This window comes from Klebsiella sp. OBRC7, assembly GCF_000293135.1.
GTDB lineage: Bacteria > Pseudomonadota > Gammaproteobacteria > Enterobacterales > Enterobacteriaceae > Klebsiella > Klebsiella michiganensis.
On the sequence record NZ_ALNJ01000140.1, the window covers coordinates 241,168 to 248,619 of the forward strand.

Genomic DNA, 7,452 nt, shown 5'->3' on the forward strand with positions numbered 1-7,452 from the left:
TGGAATGGATAATAAGGAATTTACAGTGAAGAAAATCGTATTTTCAGTCGTGGCGGCGTGCTCGCTTTTTGCCCTATTCGGCTGTAACCATCGCGCGGAGATGGACACGCTACAACCGGCGCCGATGGAAGAACTAAAGCCGATGCAGCAGAGCTGGCGCGGCGTGCTGCCGTGCGCCGACTGCGAAGGTATCGAAACTTCGCTCTTTCTTGAGAAAGACGGTACCTGGGTGATGAATGAGCGGTATCAGGGCGTCAGTCGTGAGCCTTCCTCCTTTGCTTCCTATGGCACCTGGGCGCGCACGGCCGATAAGCTGGTGCTGACCGACAGCAAAGGCGAGAAGTCTTACTATCGGGCGAAGGGCGACAAGCTGGAAATGCTCGATCGCGACGGTAATCCCATCGAGTCTACGCTGAACTATACGCTTGAGTCAGTCAAAGCCAGCCTGCCCATCACGCCAATGGCGATGCGCGGAATGTACTTCTATATGGCGGATGCCGCGACCTTTACCGATTGCGCAACCGGCAAGCGAGTGGCGGTCGCGAATAACGCGCAGCTCGAGCGTGATTATGCCGCGGCGCGCGGAACGGATACTCGCCCGGTGCTGCTGGTGGTCGAGGGGCACTTTGCGCTGGAAGCGAATCCGGACAACGGCGAGATGGTAAAAACGCTGATGGCGGATAAAAATATTAAATTTATTCCAGGTAAAGACTGTAATCAGTAATGGTTACCTGTGGAAAAAGAAAGGCCTCGCAAACGCGAGGCCTTTTTGCATTCAAAGATGATCATTAACCTTTGATAGCGTTAACCAGGTAATTCACGATATCACCGGTTTTAATCAGCTGCTTCTCGCCGCTGCGACGATATTTATATTCGATATCGTCGTTGTCGAGGTTACGGTCGCCCAGCACGATGGTGTGCGGAATACCGATAAGCTCCATATCGGCGAACATCACGCCCGGACGCTCTTTACGGTCGTCCATCAGCACGTCGATACCCAGCGCGCTCAGCTCTGCGTACAGTTTCTCGGCCAGCTCCTGCACGCGGTAGGATTTATGCATGTTCATCGGCAGAATCGCAACCTGGAACGGTGCGATAGCTTCCGGCCACAGAATCCCGCGATCGTCAAAGTTCTGCTCAATGGCGGCCGCCACCACGCGCGTCACACCGATACCGTAGCAGCCCATCGTCAGGATCTGGTTACGGCCATCTTCGCCCTGTACGGAGGCTTTCATCGCTTCAGAGTACTTGGTACCCAGCTGGAAGATGTGGCCCACTTCGATACCGCGTTTAATCAGCAGCGTACCTTTACCGTCCGGGCTCGGGTCACCCGCCACGACGTTACGGATATCAGCCACTTCAGGGGTGGCGACGTCGCGATCCCAGTTGATGCCGAAGTAGTGTTTCCCGTCGATGTTCGCGCCCGCGGCGAAATCGCTCATTGCGGCAACGGTACGGTCAATAATCACCGGAATGGGCATATTAACCGGACCCAGAGAACCGGGACCTGCCTGCACCAGCGCGCGGATCTCTTCTTCGGTAGCGAAGGTCAGCGGGCTGGCGACCTGCGGCAGTTTTTCCGCTTTAACTTCGTTCAGCTCATGATCGCCGCGAACCAGCAGGGCAATCAGCGGAGACTTGCTGTCTTCTACCGCTTTGACCAGCAGGGTTTTCACCGTTTTCTCAATCGGCAGATTGAACTGCTCAACCAGCTCGGCGATGGTTTTGGCGTTCGGCGTATCGACCAGGGTCATTTCCTGAGTAGCGGCAGCGCGCGGCTCTTTCGGCGCAACGGCTTCGGCGAACTCGATGTTGGCCGCGTAGTCGGAAGAGTCAGAGAAGATCACGTCATCTTCGCCGCTCTGCGCCAGCACCTGGAATTCGTGGGATGCACTACCGCCGATAGAACCGGTGTCAGCCTGTACCGCGCGGAAATCCAGGCCCATACGGCTGAAAATTTTGCTGTACGCGGCGTACATCGCGTCGTAGGTTTCCTGCAGAGATTCCTGAGAGGTATGGAAAGAGTAAGCATCTTTCATCAGGAATTCACGGGAACGCATCACGCCGAAACGCGGGCGCACTTCGTCACGGAACTTGGTTTGGATCTGATAGAAGTTCAGCGGCAGCTGTTTGTAGGAGCTCAGCTCGTTACGAATCAGGTCGGTGATCACTTCTTCATGAGTCGGGCCGAGTACGAACGGACGTTCGCCACGGTCAGCAATACGCAGCAGTTCCGGGCCGTACTGTTCCCAGCGGCCACTCTCTTGCCACAGCTCAGAGGGCTGAACTACCGGCATTAACACCTCGATTGCACCGGCGTTGTTCATCTCTTCACGCACGATGTTTTCGACTTTTTTCAGGACGCGCACGCCGGTCGGCAGCCAGGTATATAACCCGGAGGCCAGCTTGCGGATCATCCCGGCGCGCAGCATCAGCTGATGGCTGATAACCTCGGCGTCGGCAGGTGTCTCCTTCAGAGTGGAGAGCAGGTATTGGCTAGTACGCATGTTGTTACGGTTCCATTTGGACGATCGATACAGGCTGGGAGCCAGCCTGACACAAAAAAGTGGTTTAGTTTACCAGTGTGGCAAAGATGCCAAAAGAGAGGAAAATAAAATTAGCGTGGTTCGAGAGAAAAGACTTCAAAACCGGACGAAATCACCCGCCAGCGCACGTTAAAATCCAGCAGCCAGACGGCGTAGGTCTTTCCCGGGTCTTCTTCTTTACGATATGCCGGGCGCGGATCTTGCGCCAGAACTTCGCTAATAAACACCTTAAGTCGGGGATAGCGCTTTTCCAGTTCTAAAAGCCGGACTTCTGTTTCTGGCGTGAAGCTCACCGCCACTTCCGCCTGCGGTGCCTGCTGCGCGTAGCTCGCGCTGGCTTCCGGCAGCGCTTCGGCAAAGGGCAGGTAAGGTTTGATGTCCACGACCGGCGTACCATCCACCAGGTCCACACTACCGAGTTCCAGAACGACGTGTTCTTTCTGGCAGCGAATACCTTTTAGCTCGACCAGCGACATACCGATTGGATTAGGACGAAAGGTCGAGCGGGTGGCGAAAACGCCCATCCGCGCATTACCGCCGAGGCGGGGAGGGCGCACGGTCGGGCGCCAGCCGCCTTCCATGGTCTGATGAAACACAAACAGGATCCACAGATGGCTGAAGTTTTCCAGGCCGCGCACGGCATCGGCCTGGTTATAGGGGGGCAGAAGATGTAATTCGCCGCCGCCGTTTTTAACCAGCCCAGGCTGGCGGGGGACGGCAAATTTTTCTTTATAGGGCGAGCGAATAACGCCTATCTGCGCAAACTGAAAATCACTCATTGCGCCGTAACGTTAAGCGCTGAGCCAAGGCAGACGGCCTGGCGGTAGCAGCCTGGAGTTCCGCTGGTCACTTCGCAGCGGTGCAGCAGCACGGCATTGGCTTTCATTTTTGCAGCGTTAATCTGCATACGCTTGCGGGCCGTCGGGATATTGGGTGGAGAGTCTTGATTCGAGGCCTGGCAGGATTCACCGGTGACTTCGCCGAGTTCGCGGAAAGGTTTACCCACCAATTCTGTTGCATCGGTATAGATTCTTACCGGGGCCGGACGCGTCGCTTTCGGTTTTGCCGGTTCCGATTTGGCAGGCGGGGTTACGGTGCTTTGTACAGGCTCGACGGGAGATCTGCTTAGCATAGAACAACCGCTTAACATGAGTGCTAACAAACAGACCGGTAAAGCACGCATAGTATTTCCTCAATAAATAATAAAACAGGGCGCTATTGAATCAGGTGCTTGCATAAATGACAAGACGGGCATAAAGCCCGTCCTGAATGATATTACGCTGAGAAAAGATTACCAGCCTTTCACCGCACCGCCGTTAAAGATTTTGTTAGCCGCTTCGTAAACTTCATCACTCTGATAGGCCTGAACAAATTTCTTAACATTTTCCGCATCTTTGTTGTCTTCGCGAGCGACAATCAGGTTCACGTACGGAGACTCTTTACCTTCCACGAAAATACCGTCTTTTGCCGGCGTTAAGCCAATCTGGCTGGCATAGGTGGTATTGATAACCGCCAGAGCGATTTGCGCATCATCCAGAGAGCGCGGCAGCTGCGGGGCTTCCAGCTCAACAATTTTCAGGTTTTTCGGGTTTTCAATAATATCCAGAGAGGTTGGCAGCAGACCAACGCCTTCTTTCAGTTTGATCAGGCCAACCTGTTGCAGCAGCAGCAGAGAGCGGCCAAGGTTGGTGGGATCGTTAGGAATCGCGACCTGAGAGCCCGGCTGCAGTTCGTCCAGCGATTTGATTTTTTTCGAATAACCCGCAATTGGGTAAACAAAAGAGTTACCTACGGAAACCAGCTTGTAGCCGCGGTCTTTGATTTGCTGGTCAAGATACGGTTTATGCTGGAAGGCGTTAACGTCGATATCGCCTTTGCTCAGCGCTTCGTTCGGCAGAACGTAGTCGTTGAAGGTCACCAGTTCGACATCAAGGCCGTATTTTTCTTTTGCTACTTTCTGCGCGACTTCCGCAACCTGCTGCTCCGCACCGACGATAACGCCGACTTTAATATGGTTAGGATCTTTTTCGTCCTGACCGCAACCCACCAGAGCCAGAGAACCGATTAACGCGCCGACTGCCGCAAAGGTTTTGAAATTAAAGGCCATGTTATTTCCTTCCTGTAAGATTCTGTATTGTGTGTAATGTTATTTGTGAGTCACAGCCCGGACGATACGATCGCCTGAGAATTGGATTAAGTACACCAGAATAACCAGCAGCACCAGTACGGTATTCATTACCGTTGCATTGTAGCCTATATAACCGTACTGATAGCCAATCTGCCCGAGACCACCGGCACCCACGGCGCCGCCCATCGCGGAATAGCCGACCAGCGTAATGAGCGTGATGGTTGCCGCATTCACCAGGCCCGGCAGCGCTTCCGGCAGCAGAACCTTACGCACGATCTGCATCGGCGTTGCGCCCATGGCGCGGGATGCTTCGATAAGGCCGGTGGGGATCTCCAGCAGGGCGTTTTCCACCATACGGGCGATAAACGGTGCGGCGCCGACCGTCAGCGGAACGATAGCCGCCTGCAGGCCAATCGACGTGCCAACGATCACGCGAGTGAATGGGATCATCCATACCAGCAGGATAATAAAAGGAATCGAGCGGAAAATATTCACCACCGCCGAAAGCGTGCGGTAGAGCTTCGCATTAGCGACAATTTGCCCCGGACGGGTGACGTACAGCAGCACGCCGACCGGCAGGCCGAGAACAAAACCGAAGAAGCCGGAGACAAACGTCATGGCCAGCGTTTCCCATACGCCGCGAACCAGCAGCCAAATCATTGGTTCAGACATATCCCAGTACCTCTACTTTTACATGGTGTTCCTGTAGCCAGGCGATTGCGGCCTGGGTATCTTCCTGCGTGCCGTGCATCTCAGTGAGCATAATGCCGAACTTCACGCCGCCCGCGTAATCCATCTGCGCGCTAATAATGTTGTTATTCACATTAAAACGACGGGCAGTCTCAGAAAGAAGCGGGGCATCAACGGAGTGACCCGTAAACTCCATGCGCAGCATGGGCACGCTATCGGGAAGCGCTTCAGGTTTAAGGCGGGCCTGATAATCATCCGGGATATCAAGGTGCAGCGTTGACTGAATAAACTGTTGCGCCAGCGGGGTTTTGGGATGAGAGAAGACCTCGCTCACCGTATCCTGTTCAATCAGCTGGCCGTTGCTGATAACGGCAACGCAATCACAGATGCGTTTGACGACATCCATTTCATGGGTAATCAGCAAAATCGTCAGGCCCAGGCGACGGTTGATATCTTTCAGCAGTTCCAGAATTGAACGCGTAGTGGCCGGGTCCAGAGCGCTGGTGGCTTCGTCGCAGAGCAGGACTTTTGGATTGCTCGCTAGCGCACGGGCGATGGCCACGCGCTGTTTTTGACCGCCGGAGAGATTTGCCGGATAGCTATCGTGTTTATCCCCCAGACCGACGAGATCGAGCAGCTCGGTCACCCGGCGCTTGATTTCATCTTTCGGCGTATTGTCGAGCTCCAGAGGCAACGCCACGTTGCCGAATACGGTGCGTGAGGCAAGCAGGTTAAAGTGCTGGAAGATCATGCCTATCTGGCGACGGGCGCGAGTGAGCTCTTTTTCTGACAGCGCCGTTAGTTCCTGGCCGCCCACCTGTACGCTGCCCTGCGTTGGACGTTCGAGCAGGTTAACGCAGCGGATTAACGTACTTTTACCCGCGCCGGAAGCGCCGATGACGCCATAAATTTGCCCGGCGGGGACATGCAGGCTGACATCGTTCAGCGCCTGTATGCTGCGATTTCCCTGCTGGAACACTTTGGTAATATTCGAAAGTTTAATCATCAGTTATTTATTATCGTTTAGCCGTTTGCCGTGGCATTTTCTTCTGCCGTGTCCAGGCGATGCCTGTCAATGAAATGGATGTTAAGGCATCCAGACGTCTAAATCAATCTGACTCTGTATAATGAGCACTTTCTTGCGTCCGGAAACATGCGATACTACGCGCATTAGCCTTTATCAGGAGCAAACCGGTGGCAATGTCAGTACCCGCAATTTTTCTTGACCGTGATGGCACGATTAATGTCGATCACGGCTATGTCCATGAAATCGACAACTTTGAATTTATCGATGGCGTCATTGACGCAATGCGTCAATTAAAGGAGATGGGCTACGCGCTGGTGCTGGTGACCAACCAGTCCGGTATCGCCCGGGGTAAGTTTACTGAAGAGCAGTTTGAAACGCTGACGGAGTGGATGGACTGGTCGCTGGCCGATCGCGGCGTTGATCTGGATGGCATCTATTATTGTCCGCACCACCCGCAGGGAACCGTTGAAGAGTTTCGCCAGACCTGCGACTGCCGCAAGCCGCATCCGGGTATGCTGATTTCGGCGCGCGACTATCTGCATATTGATATGGCGGCTTCCTTTATGGTTGGCGATAAAGTCGAAGATATGCAGGCAGCTCTGGCGGCCAATGTCGGCACGAAAGTATTAGTGCGCACCGGCAAGCCGGTGACCCCAGAAGCCGAAAGTGCCGCTGATTGGGTAATTAATAGCCTGGCAGACCTGCCGGATGCTATCAAAAAGCAGCAAAAATAAGCGTTATGTATAAAAGGTGAGCGGTTGAAATAAAATTGCATTTTACCGCTTGTCACCGCCGAATAACTCCCTATAATGCGCTCCCACTGACACGGCAGATGTGAATCACTTCACAAACAACCCGGTCGGTTGAAGAGAAAAAATCCTGAAATAACGGGTTGACTCTGAAAGAGGAAAGCGTAATATACGCCACCTCGCAACGGTGAGCGAAAGCCGCGTTGCACTGCTCTTTAACAATTTATCAGACAATCTGTGTGGGCACTCAAAGTGACATGGATTCTTAACGTCCTCGGACGAAAAATGAATACCAAGTCTCTGAGTGAACAT

The 7,452-nt window shown here is 53.8% G+C and carries 8 protein-coding genes; 2 read left to right on the top strand and 6 right to left on the bottom strand.

Annotated elements, in window-relative coordinates:
* Window positions 1-25 precede the first annotated feature (25 nt).
* Window positions 26-724, top strand: coding sequence for an envelope stress response activation lipoprotein NlpE (gene nlpE, locus HMPREF1144_RS27165; RefSeq protein WP_004098785.1), 699 nt, complete (start codon window positions 26-28; stop codon window positions 722-724).
* 64 nt (window positions 725-788) lie between these two features.
* On the opposite strand, the gene proS is transcribed toward nlpE, so the two are convergent.
* The 6 genes from proS to metN all read right to left on the bottom strand — a co-directional run bounded on the left by proS (window position 789) and on the right by metN (window position 6,370).
* The gene (gene proS / locus HMPREF1144_RS27170; protein ID WP_004098788.1) at window positions 789-2,507 is read right to left on the bottom strand and encodes a proline--tRNA ligase; all 1,719 of its coding nucleotides are present in this window, start codon (window positions 2,505-2,507) and stop codon (window positions 789-791) included.
* A gap of 110 nt (window positions 2,508-2,617) precedes the next feature.
* The gene (gene tsaA / locus HMPREF1144_RS27175; RefSeq protein ID WP_009654535.1) at window positions 2,618-3,325 is read right to left on the bottom strand and encodes a tRNA (N6-threonylcarbamoyladenosine(37)-N6)-methyltransferase TrmO; all 708 of its coding nucleotides are present in this window, start codon (window positions 3,323-3,325) and stop codon (window positions 2,618-2,620) included.
* Window positions 3,322-3,729 carry an Rcs stress response system protein RcsF gene (gene rcsF, locus HMPREF1144_RS27180; RefSeq protein ID WP_004098790.1) on the bottom strand — a complete coding sequence of 136 codons (408 nt, stop codon included), beginning with the start codon at window positions 3,727-3,729 and terminating at the stop codon, window positions 3,322-3,324. Before rcsF ends, tsaA begins: the two co-directional genes overlap by 4 nt.
* Window positions 3,730-3,837: 108 nt before the next feature.
* Complete coding sequence (metQ, locus tag HMPREF1144_RS27185) at window positions 3,838-4,653, bottom strand: methionine ABC transporter substrate-binding lipoprotein MetQ (RefSeq protein ID WP_004098791.1); 816 nt, start codon at window positions 4,651-4,653, stop codon at window positions 3,838-3,840.
* A 39-nt stretch (window positions 4,654-4,692) separates the two neighbouring features.
* Window positions 4,693-5,346: a methionine ABC transporter permease MetI gene (locus tag HMPREF1144_RS27190; RefSeq protein ID WP_004098792.1), complete on the bottom strand. Its 654-nt coding sequence runs from the start codon at window positions 5,344-5,346 to the stop codon at window positions 4,693-4,695.
* A complete protein-coding gene (metN, locus tag HMPREF1144_RS27195; protein WP_004098793.1) occupies window positions 5,339-6,370 on the bottom strand; it encodes a methionine ABC transporter ATP-binding protein MetN in 1,032 nt (343 codons plus the stop codon). Before metN ends, HMPREF1144_RS27190 begins: the two co-directional genes overlap by 8 nt.
* Before the next feature lie 188 nt (window positions 6,371-6,558).
* Here metN and gmhB point away from each other — a divergent pair, with 188 nt between their 5' ends.
* Complete coding sequence (gene gmhB / locus HMPREF1144_RS27200) at window positions 6,559-7,125, top strand: D-glycero-beta-D-manno-heptose 1,7-bisphosphate 7-phosphatase (protein ID WP_009654582.1); 567 nt, start codon at window positions 6,559-6,561, stop codon at window positions 7,123-7,125.
* Window positions 7,126-7,452 lie beyond the last annotated feature (327 nt).

Bases quoted from the DNA above. Each gene is read 5' to 3' on its own strand.
- metQ (WP_004098791.1), bottom strand. From the start codon at position 4,653: ATGGCCTTTAATTTCAAAACCTTTGCGGCAGTCGGCGCGTTAATCGGT.
- HMPREF1144_RS27190 (WP_004098792.1), bottom strand. From the start codon at position 5,346: ATGTCTGAACCAATGATTTGGCTGCTGGTTCGCGGCGTATGGGAAACG.
- rcsF (WP_004098790.1), bottom strand. From the start codon at position 3,729: ATGCGTGCTTTACCGGTCTGTTTGTTAGCACTCATGTTAAGCGGTTGT.
- proS (WP_004098788.1), bottom strand. From the start codon at position 2,507: ATGCGTACTAGCCAATACCTGCTCTCCACTCTGAAGGAGACACCTGCC.
- metN (WP_004098793.1), bottom strand. From the start codon at position 6,370: ATGATTAAACTTTCGAATATTACCAAAGTGTTCCAGCAGGGAAATCGC.
- tsaA (WP_009654535.1), bottom strand. From the start codon at position 3,325: ATGAGTGATTTTCAGTTTGCGCAGATAGGCGTTATTCGCTCGCCCTAT.